The organism is Candidatus Nanosynbacter featherlites, from assembly GCF_005697565.1.
In the GTDB taxonomy this organism is placed as follows: Bacteria; Patescibacteriota; Saccharimonadia; order Saccharimonadales; family Saccharimonadaceae; genus Nanosynbacter; species Nanosynbacter featherlites.
Window position 1 is genome coordinate 42,618 of the sequence record NZ_CP040004.1, and the last position, 19,434, is coordinate 62,051.

The following is a 19,434-nucleotide window of genomic DNA, read 5'->3' on the forward strand; positions in this document are numbered from 1 at the left end:
CTGCCATGGACAAAATTACAACAGATATTTTAGACACAGTTGAAATTGGCGCTTTGGCGACTGTTAATCGTGACAGAACGCCGCTAGTGACGCCGCTCCACTTTGTACGTTATAAAAATGACAACATTATCTGGATCTCTGACCGACAATCCCGCCACGCCGTTAATGCGTACCGCAGCGGTGTTGTAGAATTTGTAGTGTGGAATGATCAAAAGAGTGCTGTCTTTTTGACAACAAAGGTACGAGAGTTGCCAGAGGAAGAAGAGGCCGCGGCTTTGGAAGTGTACGCCAACAAACTGGGCGACTTTATGCCGCGTGTGGAGAATAGGCAAATTTACATCATGCCAATTGGTAATATTGATGAAAAAACTACAACAGGAAATTGGCTGCACTATATTGCATAAACGCTACATATAGCGTATTATAAGCATAAGCAGATACTAAATATATAGAAAGACAGGAACATGAACGCAAGTCAAATTATTTCTGACGACATGACATTGGAAGAAAAATTAAGCGCTATTGACGCGGCGATGAAAGCAGTACAGCAGGCAGCTGATGACCAGGCAAAAAAATCTGGTGGTATTGCGGCGCCGCTCGATCCCGCAAGTTTGACGGTGTGTGACGGTTGTGAATAAAACAACAGAGGTGCCGATTCGGCGCCTCTTTTGATAGGTTGGAGAAGTGATGACGAAGAAATATATTTTTGTAACTGGTGGGGTGTTGTCTGGTGTTGGTAAGGGAATCACGGCGGCAAGTATTGGTGCAGTGTTGCAAGCCAAAGGCTTGTCGGTGTCAGTACAAAAGTGTGATCCGTACTTGAATGTTGACGCTGGATTGTTAAATCCCAAAGAACACGGTGAATGCTTTGTAACAAAAGATGGTGCCGAGACTGATTTGGACCTAGGACACTATGAACGCTTTTTGGATTTGGAGTTGACGTGGAAAAATACTACCCTGTCAGGTCGACTATTGCGTGATCTCATCGCTGATGAACGAGCTGGTAAATTTGGTGGGCAAACGGTGCAGCTAGTGCCACATTTGACCAATGCTATTAAAAAATCTATTCACGAAGCAGCTGAGGGCGATGTTCACATTGTAGAAATTGGCGGTACGGTCGGGGACTACGAAGGTCTGAGCTTTATCGAAGCAATTCGTGATTTTTCACAAGAAGTAGGTAGGGATAATTGTCTCTTTGTTCATGTGGTGTATGTGCCGTTTTTGGAAGCGAGTCAGGAGTACAAAACAAAGCCTGCACAAAATGCCATGGCGGAGCTTCGTAGTTTTGGGATCATGCCAGATGTCGTGGCGGTGCGGACCGAGGGTCATGATAAACCTCCGCGTAGTGTTGGCGAAAAAATTGCTATCTCATCTGGTGTACGTCCTGAAGGTATCATCATGATGCCAAATGTTAATACCGTGTATGAGGTGCCGCTGACGGTTGCACGCGACCTGGGACCAATGTTGAGTGAATTTACTGGAGTAACAACGGAGCCTGATTTGACTCGTTGGAAAAATCTCGCCACGCGTGACACGACTGACTATGCTCGTGAAGTAACCGTTGGTCTAGTGGCAAAATATATTGACAATACCGATACGTATTTGTCGGTGACTGAGGCGTTGAAATCGGCAGCCTGGGCGGAGAATTGTGAGGTCAATATACGGTGGATAAATTCAGAGACCGCCAGCGATGACGATTTTGCTAAGGTTGATGCTGTGTTGGTGCCAGGCGGATTTGGCTCACGCGGTGTTGAAGGAAAAATTGCAGCGGCAATGTATTGTCTGGAGCACAATAAACCATATTTGGGCATTTGTTTGGGTATGCAAACAGCGGTAATTGCCGCGGCGCGTCGAGGTGGCGTGGACGGTGCTAATAGTGAGGAATTTGGTGCAGGTCAGGGTGCGAACGTGATTTATCTGATGGATGGGCAGGCAGGTAAAGAGTCGACTGGTGGCACGATGCGCCTTGGTGATTATCCAGCAGTGCTGAAAGAAGGCTCACTCGTGGCAAAGACGTATGGCACAACAGAGGTGACAGAGCGACACCGCCACCGATATGAGGTGAATAAGGATTTTGCTCAGGCGATTGAACAAGGTGGTTTGGTTATTTCGGGCACCTCGCCAGACGGTAGATTGGTTGAATTTGTGGAATCGCCACACTGTGACTATTTCATCGCTACACAAGCTCACCCAGAGTTTAAGTCACGACCATTCCGGCCACATCCACTCTTTTCGGGGCTAATCCGAGCAGCTGTTTTGGCAAGAAACGCCTAACAACCGCGCTATATTGACAAAAAGATGTAATAATGCTAAAATGGTAATCAGTTGTATGCTAAAAATAAAAAGGAAAAGAATGGCTGAAGAACAAGCATTATCACAGCAATCACATGTGTTGCCAACACAGGATGATTTATCAACCTTGTCGTATATTTTGCGTCATGTCCGGGGATCAAGTTTAATCTCTGCCACGGCGTTAGACTTGGATATAGTGGAAGACTAGTTGATCTGGTGGTATACTGGTGCTGATGGAACACACAATTCAAGAAGTTATTGCAAAGCTATTTAATATTGAAACAACAGTGCAGTTGACGCGTCCTGACCCAAAGTTTGGCGATTTTGCGACGAACGTGGCGCTGCAGCTGGCCAAACCGCTGGGTAAGAATCCGCGCGAGATTGCTGAGGCGATTGCCGAAGAGCTGCGTGGTCACGAGGAGCTGAGCGAGGTTAGCGTGGCTGGTCCGGGCTTCATCAACGTGACGTTAAGTGACCAAGCGGTGCTGGAATCGCTGAAAATGCGGCCGGCGACTAATCGTGCAGGAAAAAAAGTGGTCATTGAGACCAATTGTCCAAATCCGTTTAAGGCTATGCACATTGGCCATGCGTTGAATGCAATTTTGGCGGACACCATGGCGAATTTGCTGGCGGTAGATGGTGCGTCAGTACACCGAGTGAGTTACCACGGCGACGTCGGTACACATGTCGGCAAGAGTATGTGGGCGATTCTGCGCGAAATTGACGGTGATGTCAGCAAACTGGACGCTATCCCGGCTGATAAGCGCAACGAATTTATGAGTCGTATGTACGTTGAAGGGGCGCGGGCAGCCAAGGAATCACCAGAGGCGCGGGCAGAAATTGATGAGCTGGCCAAACAATCGTTTGTGCTGGACGATCCGCTGTATAAGCAGGTGTACGAGATTTGTAAAGCCTGGAGTTTTGATGAAATTGACGCCAATGTGGCGCGGCTAGGTAATATGCCAATTGAACGGCGCTATGTCGAGAGCGAAACCGAAGTACCGGGCAAGGCCTTGATCAAAGCAAAAACCCCAGAGGTCTTTACCAAATCAGATGGTGCGTATATCTTCAAAGGTAGCCAATACGGTGCGTTTGATAATGTGTTCATCGGTTCACACGGCAACGGGTTGTACGGTGCGCACGACATGGGACTAATTCAGTTGAAGCATCAAGATTATCCAAACCTGGACCTATCGATTACGGTCAACGGCGAAGAGCAGGCGGCGTATTTCCGCGGGGTGATTGCCGCTAGTGAACTCGCAATTCCAGAATTGAAGGGTAAATTGTTTAATTATGCGACTGGCCTCGTCAAACTAACGACTGGTAAAATGAGTTCGCGTACTGGCGAGGTGATTACCATTGACTGGCTGTTCAACGAATTCAAAAAAGCTATCACCCAAGCTGGTGGCGAACCAACCGACGCGGTGGTGGCAGGTGCACTGCGCTATCAATTTTTGAAGGTGAAAATCGGTAGCGACGTGGTATTTGATATCAATGATGCAGTGAGTCTCACCGGTAATACCGGTAGCTATCTGCAATACGCGCACGCTCGGGCGCGGGGAATTTTGGCAAAGTCTGAGCAGACAGCTGCTTTCCCGACGGAATTGTTTGACGAAGATCGGCTGCTGGTCAGAAAAATGAGCGAATACGCGGAGGCGGTTAACCGAGCTACTGAAAGCCTGGAACCGCATCATGTTTGTGCCTACCTGTTTGAGCTGGCACAGGAGTTCAATCGTTATTACGAGAAAAACCAAGTCGTCGGCAGCGACAAAGAAGCGCACCGCGTTGGTCTGGTGGCGGTGTACGCTGATATCTTGAAAGCAGGGTTGACTGTTTTGGGTATTGTAGCGCCAGAGAGGCTATAAGTCGCTCTACATTAAATATGGTACAATCAAGGTGTTACTTAACGTAAAGGAGTTTTATGGCGGAGAAAAAAGTAGCCAAGAAAGCGGCAGTCAAAAAAACGGCAACCAAGAAGTCAATTATTAAAAAACCAAGCGTAGCGGCGTTGAAAGAAAAAGCAGGCGCGGTAAAAAGCCATGGCGGTGGTTTTATGACGTTTATCCGTGAACAAGGCGTCGTTGGTCTGGCTGTCGGTTTGGCGATCGGTACTGCGGCTGGTGATACCGTGAAAAAGTTGGTGACAGCATTTATCGACCCGCTTGTACAGTTGATCGTTGGTTCGCAACAAGGTCTTCAGGCAGCGTCATTTACTGTTGAGATCGCTGGACGTCGGGGTGAATTTTTGTACGGAGCATTTATCAGCTCATTGATCACCTTGCTGGCGGTTGCCTTTGTAGTATATGCAATTGTCCATTTCTTGAAACTTGATAAATTAGACAAGAAAAAAGACTAAAACGCTTACGTTTGCCATTTTGCGCTCTCCTATCTACAATGTGAGTATAAAGGAGAGTGTAGCGTGAAAGATGGAGTCCGGAGGGCGGGTTATTTACATAGGTCGAAAGAACCGAGTAGTAGCCATTTGTTAAGTCAGAATATTGAAGGTCCTCGACGGTCGCCATATAACTATGGCGAGTCTCCCGAGCAGAGAAGACAGCGCCTCGAAGAATTGCGAAAACAGCACGGGAAGTTACCGGAAACTCCTTTTGCTAACTACGATCTTGGTGACAAAGAATTGCCTGCGTATAAGCACAAAGCAGAGATATTAGATACACTCTCAGAGAACAAAATATCTTGGTTATGTGGACCGACGGGTAGTGGTAAAACGACACAAACCGCTCAGTATGCACTGGAGCGGTTTGATCGTGTTGTGGTGTTGATGCCGCGACGGGTGATTGTTGATAATGTTACTGAATATGTCGAGCAAAGTTTACGTGGACAGTTGGGTAAGCAATATCCTGATCACCTGGTGGGAAAGATTCATGGACGTGCCACTGAGGCGACGCCGGACACCAGGCTTTGTTTCATGACAGCGGCAACCTTTACGAAGAAGCTGGAGCAACTTTCTGGTGACTGGCATGATGAGAAAACACTGGTGCTGGTTGATGAAATACATGAAGCTAACTTAGAGATGGAATTTGCCACCGCACTGGCTGCAAAATCGATTGAGAAGACTGACAAATGGCACATGGCTTTTTCCAGCGCCACGCCTGATACCGAAGTTTCCCAAACTATGTACGAAGATATTAACGGATCGGAGCTGCCCGTCGTAACCATTGAGGGCCGACCGCATGAGATCGACATCACAGAAGATAAGGTGAGTACCGTGTCTGAAGCCTATCTTGAATATGGTAAGGACTCGAAAAAATCATTGGTCTTTGTTGAGGGGGTGAGGAGTATTGAGGAGACTATTGCTTCAATCAAACGCCACACTCGCCATCAATCCGGGAGGATACGATTCTTCAAGCTACATTCTGGTATATCAGAAGCTGCCCGCCGAGAAATTTTTACTGCTGAACCGGCAGAAGATGAATCATTTGTCATTGTTTCAACTTCGGCTGGACAGTCTGGTATCACCATCCCTGAGGTTGATTTGGTGCTGTCAAATGGCCTGACAAAGAGTAAAGAGATTGGCGAAGAGGGTGCAGAAGGATTGCCACCTCGGTTGTGTACTCAGGCCGAGTTGATGCAACAAGCGGGGCGCGGTGGTCGTGATATTGATGGTGCAAAGTTTGTGCTGGCGCGTCCAATTTCCTACGGCAAGATTTATCTACCAGAGGAATTAAAAGGGTTCTATGACATTACATCCCGTGAACAGCACATTCCACCGGAGATATACCACACTAATGTTGTGCGTAATGTCTTGTCAGCTATTCATTTGAATGGTGATTTTGAAGACTTGAACCAGTACTTGATGTACCCTGTTGCTAGTAAAAAAGTTATTCAAGAATCGTACGATTTGTTGGAAACGCTGGAGGCGATTGACGGAGAGGGGCGGATTACAAAAATTGGTGAATTTATGGATAATCTACCGTTGTCACCAGAATTGTCTCGAGCATTAGCAGAAATGATTAAACGTGGAGGAAGCTTGCGTGAAGTGCTGGCGCTATCAGCGATTGCGGCTTCTATCTCTGGTGGTGGCTTTGCTGCATGGCATCAACCAAAGGAATTGTTCCAGGAATTTATCAGCCCAGATACAACAGATGACTTTTTTGCCGAATACGATGCTTTTTTGAGAACCAGAGAGATCTATGATGGTCATCACACTGATGGTCGTGCCTATCTCGCAAATGGCATTGATCCGAATAAGGCGGACAATATTCACTATCAATTTAGTAAAATATGTCGGCGTCTGTCGGTTAATCCAAACGACATCGACATGGGTGAATTAAATAGTGAGGAAAAACACAATATATCAGTGGCTTTGGTGCGCGGGTTTCAGGAATTATTGTACGCCAAAGCTGGTAGTCGGCGCATTGGACGAACAACGGTCAACCAATACACCAACATTCATACTGGCGAACGTGGTATTTCTGAGTACGAAATTAGTTCGTATAGTTTAGCGCGGCGCATGGGTATGGAGGCGCTGAAGTTGGTAGTAGCCTTTCCATGGTGGTATGACGCGCATGACGGTCGTCGACATACGCTTAATACGATTTTGCCGGTGACGAAGGACCAAATCACGCAAGCTTTGAGCGGCAGTGCTGTGCCTGAGTTCCTTGGTGACAGAGTTGCCCCGAATGGTGATTTGGTTCATGTGGCGCAGCCGAAAGTTGGCTCACTGGTAATCGGTCCAGAGCAACAGCAAAAAATCCCCGCCACAACAGATGAGCAAATCGCGCTGGTAGTGGACACGATGAAAAACAGGGCCAATAAACAAGTAAGAGTATTGTTTGATTTACAACATCAGCGAGTTATTACTAAGGGTCAATTGCGTCAGGTCCTAGACGGGTCTGCGGTAAATAGTCACAATGTCCATGAAGCGGAGGCTAAGGTTTGGGCTGTGGTGCAAGAGGTATTAACGAGCGAACAGCAAGAAGCTTTTTATGGTCAAATAAACAGATGACGAGTGTATGATAGGTAGTATGAGTAAAGCGAAAAAATATTGTGGATCGACCTGGAGATGACTGGACTAGATCCAGTCCGTGATGAGAGGACTTCTTTGTTTGACTTTTTAAATAATTTATGCTAAAATATAATACGTGGAAAAAGTAAGCCCGAACCCGAGCGATATAGGGGCTAAGATGCATCAGCCTCGTGCTTTGCAAATGCTTGATAGTGGTGAACACTATACGGATTTAGGGGTGGCGAACCTTCAATTAAAAGACTGTGATTGTGAGCAACTCGGTAACCCGGAAGCTCGCTGCAATGAAATATATGAGTATGAGTTGCCTGCCGATGCTATTGAGCGGGCTAATTTGGGTTTTGATTTAGATGAACTACCGTCATTTATTGGTGTAAAGGGCGGGGCGGCTCGCCAGGTTTTGGAGGCATTAGTACACAGTGACCGTCAGTTACCACCTCCTCGCGATGTCGATTTGGTAATTTTAGAAGAAGTTATTGCTAACGGCGATTATGATCCAGATGAGATTCGGGCGGTAGCGAGCGATCTTTCAATGCGCTTTTCGCCGCGTGATGCAATGAATGGCTATGGTGCGGAGCCTGTACAGTCTGCCGCTGAGTTTATGAGGCAGCATGATTTTACAATCAATCAAGTGCTTATACGCAAGGATGGTGACACTTGGAGGCTGTTGGCCAGTACTCAAGCAGTGCTGGATACTGCTGAGCACGTCATCAGGCCAACGGTATTTGAGCACGATCCTGGTAATAGCTATCGCATTGGTAACAAATTAGCTCTCAAGGCTGTGCGGCTTCTTTCAGATATGCAAGTTCAAGGAATTGACGATGCAAGTATTAAAAGCGTCCAGCTGCCAGACGATACTTATGGCGATCCAAAAGACGATTACTTCATGCAAACGCTGCAATTGGACAAGGCGTTAGAAGTTAGCGACGAATTGGCCGAACGCTACGTAAAAAATCTGAGGTCGTACAGGATGTTGCCATATGGCTGTGAAGATATGAGTGCTGCCGAATTATACTATGAGTTAGTCAATCGGACAAATTTTATTCCCTCTGACGGCAACGCATCTGATGTTTTTCTGGCTGAAAGAGAAAATGGTGGCGTGGTAAAGCTTGATGACGTTATTGAAGGGTTATTACGGCAGGTGCCAGAGCGGTTTTCTCGTGACTACTACGACTCTAAAAAGTAGTATAATAAAGATATGAAAGCAACTTTTAAGCCAAAAAAAATTTTATGGATCGACCTGGAGATGACTGGACTAGATCCAGTGCGTGATGAGATTTTGGAAGTGGCGGCGATTGCTACGGATTGGGATTTTACGGAAATTGCGACCTATGAGGGTGTGGTGCGACATGAACCCGAGAAGCTGGGTAAGCTACTGGACCGAAATGCTAGCTTTTGGGACCAGCATCCAGCAGCGCGGCGCGGTTTGGAGGAACAAAATGCTTCGGGTAAGCCGTTAGCCGAGGTGGAGCGTGAATTATTGGCATTTTGCGATGAACATTTTACAGATGAGCCACGAATTTTGCTTGGTGGTAATTCAATTCATCAAGACCGGCGATTTATCGACCAATGGTGGCCTATGTTGTCAAAAAGACTACATTATCGGATGCTGGATGTCAGTGCTTGGAAAGTGGTGTTTGAGGGTAAATATGGTAAGAAATTTGCCAAGCCAGAGGATCATCGGGCGCTGGAGGATATTCGTGGCAGTATCATGGAACTTAAGTATTATTTAAAGAAAGTGAAACCATGACCCATAAACAATTTGAAGAATTTATCTTGAGTTTGCCCGGTGTGTGGTTAGACTATCCGTTTGGCGAGGATATCGCGGTGTATAAATTTGGCAGGGGCAATGATAGCGCAGGGAAAATGGTGGCATTGGTGGCGGAAGGCTCAAAGCCGCTCAGGGTGAGTTTGAAATGTGACCCATTGCTGGCGCAGAATTTGCGGGAAAAATACGAAACGGTATTGCCAGGCTATCATTTAAACAAAAAGCACTGGAATACTATCATCTGCTCAGGGCAGTTGAGTGATGAAGAAGTTTTTGATTTGGCGCGGCTGAGCTGGCAGTTGGTTAGCGGTATTACACCGGAGAGCTCTCGAGACGCTTCTTGATGGAAGTAATATCTGACTGTGTTTTCTCTAAAAATTCTTTGACGTCAGATTTTTTGGCTTTTTTCGATAGACTGGATAATTCTGAACTAAGCAGTTCAAGCTGATAAGCCATCTCTCGGGTATAGACAGCATCAAGCTGGTCATTCAAAAAGGCATCATCTAGCTTCTCACTCAGTTTTACCTCAAAGTCTGGCACCTTGAGGGCCTTGTTGATATCTAGCTTTTCCGACTGAGCAATTGGCGTTGCTTTATTGACGGCGGTGGTGAGTATGGCATCAAGGGAGCTGTTAATATCAGTAACGGTGCTGTTTTTTAGACGCTTTTTCTGTAATTCAGTGACTGTTTGTAGGCGGGCAACTCTCATGATGGCGTTGGAAATGGTTGGGCCAGAGCCTGATTGACTGGCCGCCCAAATGAAGCCAAGACTGAGCACACCGACTAGCGCAATGATGATAATGATGATCTTAGTCTTCTTATCAAATCCGGCTGGTTCTGGTGGAGCCGCGATTTGATTAAGATAATCAATACCAGATGGTGTTGGTGGTTGAGAATATGGATCATTTGGATACATAGTACTATTTAAGCATAAACATAAACAGAGGTAAAGGGTGATATAATAAAGATATGCAAGATGCCAAAGAAGAAGTGCGGGCGCGACTGAATATTGAGGACGTGATTGGTGAATATGTTCAGCTGAAACGGGCGGGTCGTAATCTCAAGGGACTCAGCCCGTTTACTGATGAGCGAACGCCGAGTTTTATGGTGAGTCCGGAAAAACAGATTTGGCATGATTTTTCTTCGGGCAAGGGTGGTGATGTGTTTTCATTTGTGATGCTGGTGGAAGGAATGGATTTTCGTCAGTCGTTGGAGCATTTGGCGCGCAAGGCGGGCGTGGATCTGAGCTTATTTTCCCGCGGTGATGGACGAACGGCCAAACGGCGAGCCCGGGCAGCTGAAGCATTAGAGCTTGCTGCAAAATTCTTTCAACAATCACTGCTGCGGACACCCAGAGCCTTGGAATATGTGGTAAAAAAACGCGGTTTGACTCGACAAACAATTCAGGATTTTATGATTGGGTTCGCGCCAGACGATGGTTCGTCATTGGTGACAGCATTAACTAAACGGGGTTTTTCAAAGCAAGAATTGGCGGACGCTGGCCTGACTAATAGGTTTGGCGGCGATTTGTATCGCGGTCGGATGGTGGTGGCACTGATGGATGCTACTGGCAGAGTGGTTGGTTTTACGGGTCGGATCATTCAAGATGAGATAGATGCCCCTAAATATTTGAACACGCCACAAACTCTTTTGTTTGATAAGTCACGGCACATCTTTGGTTTGTCTCAAGCTAAAGAATCGATTCGAAAATCAGATGAAGTAGTGATCGTTGAGGGTAATTTGGATGTGGTGAGTAGCCATCAAGCGGGAGTGCGGCAGGTTGTAGCTACGGCTGGAACGGCCATCACTGAACAGCACCTCAAAACTTTGAGCAGACTGGCTGGTAGAATCAAATTAGCATTTGATGGCGACAAGGCAGGGTTAAATGCCACAGAACGGGCCATTAAACTATCACAAACCATTGGCGTGGAGTTGGAAGTTGTTAGTTTACCAGAGGGTAGTAAGGATCCGGACGAATTGATTAAAACTCAGGGTGTAGAGCAGTGGAAATCAGTCATCACCAAAGCTATGCCCGCTGTGGCGTGGGTGATACAACAATATTCGCAGCGAGAAAATCTCACGACTGCTGAGGGGAAGCGACGATTTTCAACGGCGTCACTTGGTTTGATTCGTAGTTTACATGATCCAGTGGAACAAGAGCATTATTTGCAGGTGGTAGCCAAAAAAACAGGGGCCAGCATAGACGCTCTGAAAGCAAAGATGTCTGGCATCACAACAAACAAAACGGTTCTCCGCCACTCAAAAACCAAAAAAACCGCGCCGCAAAAACCATCAGATGAGACGCTCGATATGTTACTGGGGCTTGCAGCTCAAGAACCAAGCGTGAGGCGTTGGTTGGCGTCAGTTCCAGAAGAAGTCACGGATAATGCAAACACCCGAGAATTGTTGAAATATCTCACCCAGAACCCGAACGCAACACTGGATCCGATACCCGAAAACTTGAAAAATATTGAGGAGTATGTAAAGATAGTACAGTTGAAATTCGACACTCGTTATGCCGACTGGAAACAAGACGATTTACCAGGTGAGATGGCACGATTGGTCAAACATGTAATATCTAAACACCGTGAAAACAAAATACAACAATTAATGAGTAATTTGCGTGACGCTGAAACTGCAAATGATGAGTCGTTGGCTCAAGATCTGCGACATCAGCTGAACGCACTAATTAAGGAGAAAGCGTGACCGACGACCCAATAAAAAACAGGCCATTAGCAACTGATGAGACGGAGTTTGATGAACCAAACATCAATGATGTTGATGATGACGAGGAAGCTGAAGACCTTGATGCTCTGAATGCTGGGCAATATTTGGATGACATATCGGATGACTCAGTCAGATTGTATTTGCGTGAGATTGGTAAAATTCCGCTGCTCAGCGCTGAAGAAGAAATGGAATTGGCACAGCGTGTAACTCAGGGCGATAAAAAGGCTAAAGATAAGATGGCTGAGGCCAACATGCGTTTGGTGGTGTCAATTGCCAAGCGGTATTCAGGACGTGGTCTTGATTTTCTGGATTTGATCCAGGAGGGTAATACTGGTTTGCTGCGCGCGGTGGAGAAATTTGATCCAGACAAGGGCTTTAAATTTTCAACCTATGCGACGTGGTGGATTCGCCAGGCAATCACCCGAGCAATTGCTGACCAGGCACGAACCATTCGTATCCCGGTGCACATGGTGGAAACCATCAATAAATTGTTGCGCACCCAGCGACGGATGACGCAAGAGCTGAACCGTGAACCAACCATTGAAGAACTGTCTAAAGAGCTGGATATGGAGCCAGAAAAGATTGAATATGTGATGAAAATCAAGCAAGACATTTCAAGCTTAGATGCTGGCGTTGGTCGTGATGGTGATGAAGAAGATTCGGTGTTGGGTGACTTTATTGAAGATGAGGATACGGTATCGCCAGAGGAGTCAGCCACCAATCAGTTGCTCAAAGAGCAGGTTAATGATGTGTTGTCGAGCTTGAGCGATCGTGAGCAGAAAATTGTCCGTATGCGCTTTGGGTTGGACAATGGTAAAAGCCACACCTTGGAAGAAGTTGGTCAAGAATTTGCCGTGACCCGCGAACGAATTCGTCAGATTGAGGCGAAGGCTTTGGCGAAACTGAGGAAGCACAAAGACGCCAAAAAATTGTATGAATATTTGAGCTAAATGAGCAAGTGATAAGAAAAAAGCCAGGCGGATGTATACCTGGCTTTTTTGATGCGTTGTGTTTAGCACTGTTCAGGCGCCTTACAAAAATGTTCGTGGTGAGTGACGGCTTCCAGCTGCGCGTATAATTCGTCCAGTCCGCGGTCGTTTGTCACGAAATAGTCGGCAATGGCGATTGGCCCGCCTTTTTCTAGGTTTTCAATTTCCGACCAATCACGTTGGTCAACTTCGCGTGGCTGCATCGGCCGCTCGGGGCGTTTGGCCATGCGTTGATAGCGCAGGTGTTTTGGTGTGACGACGGCGATGACGGACATCTGGCCAGGGAATTCGTGCTTGAGGATTTTGTATTCGCTCCAAGTGTACAAACCGTCCAGGACGATGAGCTTTTGGCCAGCGTCAATCAAGTCGTGCGCGGATTTGACAATACGCTTGACCACGAAATCTTTGCCTTCACGCCGGCGAATTTCCTCACGGAATTTTTGCTGATTATCCCAAGTTGGTTCAATGCCGGCCTCTTCCATGGCTTTGTAGATGACGCCACCAAAGTAAATTTTTGGAATACCCTTTTTGGTGAAATATTCGACCGCCGAACTTTTACCGCTACCAGCCAGACCGACCAGGGCGATGATTTTTGCGTGTGGTTGTATCATGTTGTTAGTATAGCAAATTTGATATACTGAGTATATGAAACGTTTGGCAGTTATCGACGGAAAATCAGTATTTTACCGAGGGTATTATGCCATGCCGGGGCTCAGTACGGCGGATGGTACGCCGACCGGCGGGGTGTATGGATTTGTAAGTTTGGCGATTGAGCTGATCAAGAAATTGGAGCCAGATTATGTGGCAGTGGCGTGGGACAAGCGCGGTACTAATATCCGTAAGCGGCGGGAACTATATCCAGAATACAAGGCGGGTCGTAAGCCAGCGCCTGATGATTTTTATCAGCAAATTCCGATTTTACACGAACTGCTGGATGCGTTCGGCTGGCCGCTGTATGAGCTGGATGATTATGAGGCGGACGATATTATGGGCGCGTTTGCCAGGCAAGCGGAAGCGCGCGGCGTACAAACGTGTTTGCTAACGTCGGATTTGGATGCGCTACAATTGGTGTCGCCGCTGACCAAAGTCTATGCCATGAAAAATGGCCTGAGGAATATCGAGGAATTTACGGCGGAATATTTTGAACAAAAATATGGTATTCGGACGGACCAGTTTTTGGATTTGAAGGCGTTGAAAGGTGATGCGAGCGACAATTTGCCAGGTGTGCCGGGCGTTGGTGAAAAGACTGCGGTGAAATTATTGCAATCATATGACACGCTGGACGGGGTGTACGCGCACTTGGACGAGCAAAAAGGCGCTTTACGGACAAAACTGGAGAGTGGTCGGGAATCGGCATATTTGACTAAGCAGGTGGCGGAGATTTGGACTGACGCGCCAGTGGAGCTGGACTGGGAAGTAGCCGATGTTAACGACTGCGACTTTGCGCAGGTGGCGGAGATTTTGCGAAAATTGGAGTTTCATTCGCTGATTGGGCGATTGCCGCGGACAATGCAGGCGGTGGACGAGGTGGCGGAGACAGTGGAGTTGAAGCTGCCGCGCGTCGAAAACTTGCCAGCTGAGCCGCTGTTTGAGACGGAAAACATTATTTATATTGATTCATCGGATCCGGACATAGTGTATATCAATTCCAAGCCTGGCGTGGCGTGGCGGGCGAAGATTAGTGAGATTGGTCAACATATTTGGCAACTGTTGGCGCAGGGCGTAGTGATCGCGGCGGACGTCAAGGAGTTGTATCACGCGCTGGATGATCACGGTGTGACGGTGCGGTTTCATGAAGTGTGGGATGTTGGACAGGCGGCATTTTTGATTGATCCACTGAGGCGTGACCGTAGTTTGATGGCGCTGGCGGGTGATTTTTCTGAGGACAACTCCCCAGCGCGGCAGCTGGCACGGCTCCATCAAATTTATCGCCAGCAGCAGGATTATATGGCGACGCATCAGCAGATTGCCAGGGTACTACGCGAGTTTGATTTTCCGGTGATTTGGCCACTGTTTCAGATGGAAAGGCGCGGCATGAAGCTGGACACAGCACTTCTTGAACACATGGGTCAGGAGCTGGCAGCAGAAGTCAGTCAGCTTGAACAACAAATGTATACGATGGCTGGGCGCGAGTTCAATGCCGCTAGTCCGGCACAGCTGTCTGAGGTGTTATTTACCAAGTTGCAGCTGCCGACGACTGGTATCAAAAAAGGTAAAACCGGCTATTCAACGGGGCTGAAGGAGCTGGATAAACTGCGCGGACAGCACCCAATTATTGAGCTGATTGAGCGGTATCGGGAGCTGACTAAATTGATCAGTACCTACATTGAAGCGCTGCCGAAGTTGGTGGCCGAGGACGGGCGGATTCACACGACGTTTAACCAAGACGTCACTAGCACCGGGCGGCTGAGCAGCACCAATCCGAACCTACAGAATATTCCGGTGCGCACAGAACTGGGCCGGAAAATTCGCCAGGCGTTTGTGCCGAGTGAGGGCAAGGTGTTTGTTGGTGCCGATTATTCACAATTTGAGCTGCGACTGGCGGCGGTGCTGGCGGGCGATGAGCAGCTGATTAACGATTTTAATAGTGACGTGGATATTCATACTAAGACGGCGGCCGAGACCTACGGCGTGCCGATGGCCGAGGTGACGAAATTACAGCGGCGTGCAGCCAAGGTGATCAACTTTGGCGTGCTATATGGCATGAGTCCGCACGGTTTGGCGGCGGCCACCGGCATGACGTTCACTGAGGCAAAACAGTTTATCGAACACTATTTTGCGGTGCGCCAGCCAATCCGCCACTATTTGGACACAATTTTAGTTCAAGCGCGCGAACAAGGCTTTGTTGAGACGTATTTTGGTCGGCGCCGACCAACACCAGATGTTAAATCGAGCAACTTTATGGTGCGTTCGGCGGCTGAGCGGGCGGCGATGAATATGCCGATTCAGGGCACGGAAGCGGATTTGATGAAATTGGCGATGATTCGGCTGGAAGACAAGTTGGCTGGGCTGGCCGAGCCAGTCCTGCAGGTTCATGACTCGATTTTGGTGGAATGTGCGCCGGAAGACGCCGAGCGAGTAGGTGGCATCATGCGTGCGGAAATGGAAGGTGTTTGTCCGGAACTGTCAATTCGATTAAAGGTTGATGTACAAATAGGCAAAAATTGGGAGGAAACATAAGATGACAGAGCAGTTATTTCAAATCGGCATAAAAGCCCTTATTCAAAATGATGAACACCAAATTTTACTACTCAAAAGCCAAGACTATTGGGATATTCCAGGTGGCAGAATGGATCAAGGTGAGGACATAGAGGCTGCACTGCTGCGTGAACTACATGAGGAGATTGGCGTTGATCATATTGCCAATAATCAGCTTTGGGATGTGGCAAAAGCGGTCAAGCAGCTCCCGTATGATGATATGATGACAAGCCTCATGCTAATTGTCTATCACGTGCAGCTACCGGCAGATCAAATTCCTCGTTCATGTGAGCCTGGCGTTACACTTCATTGGGTAAGCCCTGAACAAGCGGCTGATTATTTGAAAAACAAATATCCTGAGGCCTTCCGTCAAGCGATAGCCCAGCTCTCGTAGGATACTAAGTAACTAGTGCAAAAATTCTAATATTATGGTATAATCACCCCATGAGATACGCAAGAACAAATTCTTTTTCCCGACTGATACCGATTTTACTGGTTATTATTATCATGGTAGTGGCGGTGGCAGCGGTGATCGCCATTGGTCAGTCTTTGCTGGGCGGTAATAATCCGGAGAACAAACCAAAATCTCAGGCAGATATTGCCAAAGAGTCATTGCTATCAACTGACGCCAATCGAGCAGTGCGTTTGACGGTTCGCGGACCAATCGTGGCGCAGGAAAAATTCCGCTCCTACCAGATTGAAATCACGCCAGATATTCGGCGCATGAGCACCTATGAGGGCTACTTGGAAAAGCAAATTGATGAGAAAAAGCTGGATAATAATAGCCGGGCATATGAAGAATTGGTGTACGCTCTGGAGAAAAGAAAGATGATGGAAGGACGCCAATTATCAGAAGAGCAAAATGACCTAAGAGGTATTTGCGCAAACGGTAAGGTGTACAAATTTGAGACGTTATATCACGGGAATCCAGTGAAGACGCTGTGGACGTCTGATTGTGGCGGTTCAAAGGGTTCGGCAACTGCCAATGCTAACGATATATTGTTGATGTTCCTCAATCAAATTCCTGACGGGAAAAAGATTGCTGCGGGTGTTGGTTTGCAGCAGGAAGATACATTCTTCCAGTTCTAATGTATATAAATAGATAACGAGGGAGGTTATGTTGGATGCCTGAGCTGCCAGAAGTTGAGACGGTTCGCCGCGGTTTAGCTGAGCTATTGCCCGGTCGAGTGCTGACGCGAGTAACGGTGTTTGACTCACCAAAAAGCTTCCCAAATGCGCGGGCTGATGTTGAACAATTTTTGTATGGCGCATGCGTAACGGCGGTGCGACGGCGAGCAAAAGTGCTGATGATTGACCTGGATACGCAGTATTCACTGGTGGTACATCTGAAGATGACGGGGCAGCTTATCTTTCGTGGAGTGCAGAGTTTTGCTGGCGGCCATCCGAACGACAGTTTGATTGGCGAGTTGCCAGATCGGTCGACGCGGGTGCAGATTGACTTTGTGGACGGGTCGCGGCTGTTTTTTAACGATCAGCGCAAGTTTGGCTGGGTAAAGTTACTGCCGACTGATGAGGTGAAGAACTTGCCGTTCATGCAAAAAGTCGGCCCAGAACCGCTTGATCCCAATACACGCGCCGAGGATTTCATCCAGCGGATTCGTCGCCGTCAAAACTCGATGATCAAGCCAGCTTTTCTTGACCAGGCAGTGATCGCCGGGGTTGGTAATATTTACGCTGACGAGGCGTTGTGGGCGGCGCGTCTTCATCCGCAAACGCGGGTGAAAAACGTTAGCGACCAGCAGTTGAATACATTATTTAATGAGCTACGGCAAATCTTGCAACTCAGCATCGACCAAGGTGGCTCGACTGATAAAAATTACGTTGATGCCGAGGGTCGGAAGGGAAATTATCTGACATTTGCTCATGTGTTTCGCCGCGAAGGTCAAGCCTGTCATCGCCACCCCGACCAAGAAATCATTAAGCTAAAAGTCGGCGGTCGTGGTACACATGTTTGTCCGATGTGCCAGGTGGAGGCTAAATGATTCATCTTCTCCACGGTGACAATGAGTTTGAGAAACAGGCGGCGTTGGTAGCGCTGGTTGGTGATGCGGACGTCGTGCGGTATGATGGCGAGGAATTAACGCTGGCTGATATGCAGGAAATAGCAATTGGACAAACCCTATTTAGTCAGTCTGCAGTGTATGTCATCTCGAAGTTGAGCGAAAATTTTGACATCTGGTCGCGATTGTCAGAGTTGCCGTTTGATGATGATAAAACCATTATCCTAGTAGAAAGCAAACTTGATAAACGAACAAAAACCTATAAATGGTTGCAAAAAACTGCCAAAACTCAAGAATTTTTGCCGCTCAGTGACCGCCAAAAACCGCAGCTTATATCTTGGTGTGAAGTGCAGGCTCGTGAGCGCAGTTATAAGCTGACGCGCACACAAATAGGAACGTTGATTGACCGTTTGGGGTTTGACCAGTTGCGACTCAGTAATTTTTTGGATCAATTGTCGCTCGTGGAGGAGATTACTGATGAGTTGATTGATCAGTTAGTGCCACTGGCAAGATCAGAAAACGTGTTTGATTTGTTTGTTGCTGCTTTGTCGAAGGATTATGAAACGGTGCACAATATCATCAGTTACCTGGAGTCAGAAAGTGGCGTAGACGGCGCCTACCAGACGATGGGACTATTGGCCTCGCAAGCAACTAACATGGCGGCATTGGTGCTGGCAGGCGGTGATAATAAAACGGTGGCAGCCGATTTATCGGTCAATCCATATGTATTGCAGCGCTTGTCCTCGTCAGCTCGGACCGTTGACATTGAACATCTCAGGCGGATTAACGATGCGTTGTTTCAGGCAGACCTTCAGATGAAAACGACCGGGGTTAATCCGTGGTTACTGATAGAAACGGCTTTAGTAAGTTTGTAGTTATATGAAAACACCTCAGCGTTATTGCTGAGGTGTTGTTTGAAGTCGACGAGTTTTATTTGTCAGCTTTTTTAGCAGCAGGTTTTTTAGCTGCCGGCTTCTTGGCAGGTGACTTTTTTGCAGCTGGCTTGGTAGCTGGCGTTTTCTTTGCGGCAGGTGCTTTCGCTGCTGGTTTTTTGGCAGCTTCTAACTTGACACCAGCCTCTTTGGCTGCTTTGCTCAGAGCGCTTTTGCGACGAGCAACGGTATTCTTCTTCAAGAGGCCTTTTTTGACCGCAGTGTCTAGCTCAGAGTGAGCAGCTGCCAGGGTGGTTGCAGTTGGATTTGCGTGGAAAGCTTTGACTGCTGACTTGATGTCTTTCTTGATGCCGATGTTCTTTTCACGGCGTTTAACTGCTTGTTTAGCGCGCTTGATGGCGGATTTGATGATTGGCATGGTACTCCTTTACCTCTATAAGTTTTTATCGCTAATCAAAGATGCATTATACAGAAAATTGCATGAAAAGTAAAGAGGCGGGATGAAACGGGGTATGATCTTGACTAATCGCCTATGCTTATGCTATAATTCAGCCAAAGGCTAT

Annotated in this window: 19 protein-coding genes and 1 pseudogene; 17 read left to right on the forward strand and 3 right to left on the reverse strand. The window is 47.4% G+C overall.

All coding sequences use genetic code 11. The annotated features are described in order from the left end of the window. Positions 1 to 5 precede the first annotated feature (5 nt). The 10 genes from FBF37_RS00220 to FBF37_RS00255 all read left to right on the forward strand — a co-directional run bounded on the left by FBF37_RS00220 (position 6) and on the right by FBF37_RS00255 (position 9,388). A complete protein-coding gene (locus FBF37_RS00220; RefSeq protein ID WP_138078344.1) occupies positions 6 to 404 on the forward strand; it encodes a pyridoxamine 5'-phosphate oxidase family protein in 399 nt (132 codons plus the stop codon). A gap of 60 nt (positions 405 to 464) precedes the next feature. Beyond that, a complete protein-coding gene (locus tag FBF37_RS04055; protein ID WP_174843563.1) occupies positions 465 to 638 on the forward strand; it encodes a hypothetical protein in 174 nt (57 codons plus the stop codon). 49 nt (positions 639 to 687) lie between these two features. After that, a complete protein-coding gene (pyrG, locus tag FBF37_RS00225) occupies positions 688 to 2,274 on the forward strand; it encodes a CTP synthase (protein ID WP_138078346.1) in 1,587 nt (528 codons plus the stop codon). 79 nt (positions 2,275 to 2,353) lie between these two features. After that, complete coding sequence (locus FBF37_RS04060; protein ID WP_174843564.1) at positions 2,354 to 2,500, forward strand: hypothetical protein; 147 nt, start codon at positions 2,354 to 2,356, stop codon at positions 2,498 to 2,500. A gap of 25 nt (positions 2,501 to 2,525) precedes the next feature. After that, positions 2,526 to 4,157, forward strand: a complete 1,632-nt coding sequence (gene argS / locus FBF37_RS00230) for an arginine--tRNA ligase (protein ID WP_138078348.1) — start codon at positions 2,526 to 2,528, stop codon at positions 4,155 to 4,157. Between the two features lie 56 nt (positions 4,158 to 4,213). Further along, positions 4,214 to 4,648 carry an MscL family protein gene (locus FBF37_RS00235; RefSeq protein ID WP_138078350.1) on the forward strand — a complete coding sequence of 145 codons (435 nt, stop codon included), beginning with the start codon at positions 4,214 to 4,216 and terminating at the stop codon, positions 4,646 to 4,648. A gap of 126 nt (positions 4,649 to 4,774) precedes the next feature. Beyond that, positions 4,775 to 7,258, forward strand: coding sequence for a helicase-related protein (locus FBF37_RS00240; RefSeq protein WP_174843565.1), 2,484 nt, complete (start codon positions 4,775 to 4,777; stop codon positions 7,256 to 7,258). 136 nt (positions 7,259 to 7,394) lie between these two features. Next, positions 7,395 to 8,462, forward strand: a complete 1,068-nt coding sequence (locus FBF37_RS00245; RefSeq protein ID WP_138078354.1) for a hypothetical protein — start codon at positions 7,395 to 7,397, stop codon at positions 8,460 to 8,462. Between the two features lie 12 nt (positions 8,463 to 8,474). Continuing rightward, the gene (gene orn, locus FBF37_RS00250) at positions 8,475 to 9,026 is read left to right on the forward strand and encodes an oligoribonuclease (RefSeq protein WP_138078356.1); all 552 of its coding nucleotides are present in this window, start codon (positions 8,475 to 8,477) and stop codon (positions 9,024 to 9,026) included. Then, a complete protein-coding gene (locus tag FBF37_RS00255; protein ID WP_138078358.1) occupies positions 9,023 to 9,388 on the forward strand; it encodes an MmcQ/YjbR family DNA-binding protein in 366 nt (121 codons plus the stop codon). The genes orn and FBF37_RS00255 overlap by 4 nt, the downstream gene beginning before the upstream one ends. Here FBF37_RS00255 and FBF37_RS00260 read toward each other — a convergent pair. After that, on the reverse strand, positions 9,357 to 9,959 hold the full coding sequence (locus FBF37_RS00260) for a hypothetical protein (RefSeq protein ID WP_138078360.1): 603 nt from the start codon (positions 9,957 to 9,959) through the stop codon (positions 9,357 to 9,359). The two genes, FBF37_RS00255 and FBF37_RS00260, sit on opposite strands and share 32 nt — an antisense overlap. A 53-nt stretch (positions 9,960 to 10,012) precedes the next feature. Between FBF37_RS00260 and dnaG the strand changes: the two genes are divergently transcribed. Next, the gene (gene dnaG, locus FBF37_RS00265; RefSeq protein ID WP_138078362.1) at positions 10,013 to 11,749 is read left to right on the forward strand and encodes a DNA primase; all 1,737 of its coding nucleotides are present in this window, start codon (positions 10,013 to 10,015) and stop codon (positions 11,747 to 11,749) included. After that, entirely contained in the window at positions 11,746 to 12,720 is a 975-nt protein-coding gene (rpoD, locus tag FBF37_RS00270; RefSeq protein ID WP_138078364.1) for an RNA polymerase sigma factor RpoD, read from the forward strand. Before dnaG ends, rpoD begins: the two co-directional genes overlap by 4 nt. A gap of 62 nt (positions 12,721 to 12,782) precedes the next feature. Here rpoD and FBF37_RS00275 read toward each other — a convergent pair whose 3' ends face one another. Next, the gene (locus FBF37_RS00275; protein ID WP_138078366.1) at positions 12,783 to 13,370 is read right to left on the reverse strand and encodes an AAA family ATPase; all 588 of its coding nucleotides are present in this window, start codon (positions 13,368 to 13,370) and stop codon (positions 12,783 to 12,785) included. 34 nt (positions 13,371 to 13,404) lie between these two features. Here FBF37_RS00275 and polA point away from each other — a divergent pair, with 34 nt between their 5' ends. From polA to holA, 5 genes are read left to right on the forward strand one after another with little or no spacing between them, the layout of a single operon-like run. Then, complete coding sequence (gene polA / locus FBF37_RS00280; protein ID WP_138078368.1) at positions 13,405 to 15,939, forward strand: DNA polymerase I; 2,535 nt, start codon at positions 13,405 to 13,407, stop codon at positions 15,937 to 15,939. A 1-nt stretch (position 15,940) separates the two neighbouring features. Further along, a complete protein-coding gene (locus FBF37_RS00285; protein ID WP_138078370.1) occupies positions 15,941 to 16,351 on the forward strand; it encodes an NUDIX hydrolase in 411 nt (136 codons plus the stop codon). A 50-nt stretch (positions 16,352 to 16,401) separates the two neighbouring features. Continuing rightward, positions 16,402 to 17,046: a hypothetical protein gene (locus FBF37_RS00290; RefSeq protein ID WP_138078372.1), complete on the forward strand. Its 645-nt coding sequence runs from the start codon at positions 16,402 to 16,404 to the stop codon at positions 17,044 to 17,046. 35 nt (positions 17,047 to 17,081) lie between these two features. After that, complete coding sequence (gene mutM / locus FBF37_RS00295) at positions 17,082 to 17,960, forward strand: bifunctional DNA-formamidopyrimidine glycosylase/DNA-(apurinic or apyrimidinic site) lyase (RefSeq protein ID WP_138078374.1); 879 nt, start codon at positions 17,082 to 17,084, stop codon at positions 17,958 to 17,960. Next, a complete protein-coding gene (gene holA, locus FBF37_RS00300) occupies positions 17,957 to 18,853 on the forward strand; it encodes a DNA polymerase III subunit delta (RefSeq protein ID WP_138078376.1) in 897 nt (298 codons plus the stop codon). The genes mutM and holA overlap by 4 nt, the downstream gene beginning before the upstream one ends. A gap of 205 nt (positions 18,854 to 19,058) precedes the next feature. On the opposite strand, the pseudogene rpsT reads toward holA, so the two are convergent. Beyond that, positions 19,059 to 19,289, reverse strand: a pseudogene (gene rpsT / locus FBF37_RS04215) (30S ribosomal protein S20); the annotation flags it as partial. Positions 19,290 to 19,434: the final 145 nt, after the last annotated feature.